The following is a 3153-nucleotide window of genomic DNA, read 5'->3' as shown; positions in this document are numbered from 1 at the left end:
AGTTTGTAGACGGGTCTACCATAAAGTATGAAACTGGTGACAAGAAGCCAGAAGGTATCACTTGGGCAGACTTTTATAAGGATGCAATTAAGAATGTAACTAGAAAATCACAGTCAATTGTTATAAATCTAAAGGGCTATGAGGAAAAGACTGATGATGAGTTACAAGAGCATAGGGACCTAGTATACGGATTAGCTCCTCATATCAAGCAGGTTATTATAAATGGATATACAGTACAGGATGAAAAATTTATTAAAAATTCTGGTGGTAATGACTTTATGAATATACCAAATGGTGACCAAGACCCAATTATAAAGAATTGGAATAGTGACCTAGGAGCCAATAATAAGGTAGTATTCTACCTTGATGACAATTCCACTATTAGCTGGTCTGACAATGTTAAGGAAGAAGTAGATACGGAGTTGCCACAGGAAGAGGCAAAGGAGTTAGAAGGCCTTAAGAAGATAGATATAGCCGACCTAGAAAAGGCGCCAGATGGCAAGTATACAATAGGCTTTGAAGCTAAGTACGCTGATGGTAGAAAGGGTACATCTATGCTACAGGGCTTCTTTGATAGGAATGTAGAGGTAGAAAAGCGTGGTAATAAACTTACAGCTAGGTTCTTAAACTTGTTCTTTGCAGATGGACTTTTGGACTTTAGGATTAAAAATACAGACAACACTTGGCCTGAAGAATCTAAGAAGGACTTCGTAGACCCAGTTACAAAGACTCAGGCCTATTTCACAATGGATTTGAAGGATCTTACAAAGGCTCGTGAAGGAGCAGTTCTGGTTAGTTATATGGGTGGTAAGCTTGAGTATAAGGGTATGATGGATACAAAGTATACAAAGGTTAAGATTGTATTTAAGAAGGATGCATATGAAGGATGGAAGGGATTCCATGAGACATATGACCTCGAACAAAAGCGTAAATTGAGTCCTGAAATCCTTAAAAAGAGGCTTACATTCTCTGGTTTAGACAGGGACAACAATGGTGAAATAAGCAGTGAAGAACTGCAAAAGGCTCCGGCAGTAGTTGACCTTACTTGGAGGGGGGCACCTTTAGAGCGTCAGTTTAACACCATTTATGATATTAGTTCACTAAAGGACTTGGGCCCAAATGTAAAGGTGATTAAGCTATCATCAAACTCATTAAAGAGCCTGCCAGCTGGAGTATTCGATAAGGCTGTAAACCTTGAAGAGATATACTTAAATGGTAATAAAATTTCAGAAATACCTAAGGATATATTCAAGAACAACAAGAAGTTAAAAAAGGTGTCACTTGCCTCTAATCCAATTGCTATCTTGGATAAGGATTTATTTGCAAATAATCCTGAAATAACTGATATAGATCTTGGAAATACAATGATAAGCGAAGTGAAAGAGGGTACTTTTGACAATCTTGCCAAGTTAAAAAACTTAGACCTAAGTGCAAATGACCTATCAATATTGAGCGATGGCCTATTTAAGAATAATAGAGACCTAAGGTCTTTATCAATAACAGACAACGCCCTTGTAAAGCTACCTACTAGCATAGGTGGTGCTAGTAATTTACAGAGATTGGGACTAGGAAACAATAGGTTGGCTACACTTCCAGCCTATGTGGGTGAATTTACTAACCTAAAGCACCTAGACTTAAAATTCAATAATATATCTAGCATTAGTGAAGATATATGGAAAAATCTAGCCAAGAGGGAAGGTTTGAAAATAGACTTAACACACAACAACCTTACAAGTCTACCTAGGCTGGATGATGTTAAATTCGACTCTTTGAACATAGCTAGTAACCTACTTCCAGCAGAAATGCCGGCTGCTTATGAGAGTCTAAAGATAAACAAGAGCCAGCAGGGTGGATATTATTCCCAAAGAAGCCCAGTGGACTATAATTTAAGTGCCAAAAATGGCAAGGTTGAGTTTAGTGATAAGGGTGATATAAATATACTTGACCTATTAAACTGGAATGAGGCTGTCACTTTCGAGAATAAGAAGATATTTAAGATGGATGAGTACAAGGACTACTCTGACAAACTATTGAAGAAGAATGGTGGAAAGCACGATGATATAGCAAGTAAAATAAGACAGGCTAGGGACTTTAAGATAGTTACTAGGGTAGAGAGAGTCTATGATGATGGGTCTACAAAGACTATTTACGAAAAAGAAGACTTGAACAAGCTAGCTGACCCTAAGGAAACTGCAAGCGATAAGAGGATGGAAAATGGCAGCCTATACAGGCTTACTCAACAGCTTTATACCCTGGTAGTAGGAGAATGGGTAAAGAACTATGAAGTTAGCAAGGAAGCAAGGGCTACAGTAGATGCAAACTCAAAGACTGAAACAGGCTCAAGCGAAAGCACAAGTGATAAAAAGCTAATGAAGTATACACTACCTGTTAATTTAGTTAAGTATGACAACCGTTCAGAAAACTCTATGGGTGCAGATGCTATGGACAAGACTGTGGAGGTAGAAGAAACTAGCCAGGGCATAAAACTTACCTTAAATTTCCATTCTATGGAATACGTACTTGCAGGCAAGAAGAGAATTGGTCACCTATACAGGATGGGTGTATATGATACAGTAGATGAAGCGACTGGAAATGACTATGTACCTGCCAAGGTTCTTTCAAAATACGAAGATGCCGGTAGTGAATTCCCAGGCAAGGTTTCTTTCACTAGGACTAAGAGGGGCGAAAAGGAAATAGCTGTTAGAGTTTGGGTTGATGCTATGGATGCAATTGCCAAAGAAACTGGGAATGCTAACCAGGATGCCAGCCAGCCGGCTATATTGAGTATAGATTGGTCAAAAGCACCAAAGGAATCTATAATTGGTAAGGATACTGATAAAAAGACAGATAGTGAAGATAAAAACAATGATACAGCAGCTAGCAAGGCCCTATTAAAGAATAGTATTAAGATGGCTGAAAAGATGCTAAAGACAGGTCTTGTAGAGGGTAGAAGTAAAGAAATCCTAGAAAAGGCTCTTGAAAATGCCAAGGCTATCTATAATGCTGAAAAGAAGGGATCTTATGAATCTGCCAACGATATAATCATGTTTGCTATGGACAATATCAAGAAGGAGTCTGGAAATAAGGAATCTACAGACAAGCCTAAAGATATCGCCAACATTAAGGACCTAGACAAGGATATAGCAGAAAAAG

Annotated in this window: 1 protein-coding gene; it reads left to right on the top strand. The window is 38.3% G+C overall.

Going from position 1 to position 3153, the window contains the following annotated elements:
* On the top strand, positions 1-3153 hold a 3153-nt coding region (locus ACW6OJ_RS07745; RefSeq protein WP_456096240.1), incomplete at both ends, for a leucine-rich repeat domain-containing protein.

This window comes from Peptostreptococcus sp., from assembly GCF_977045075.1.
Note: the sequence above shows the minus strand (reverse complement) of the source record. Positions and strands in the feature narration are given on the sequence as shown.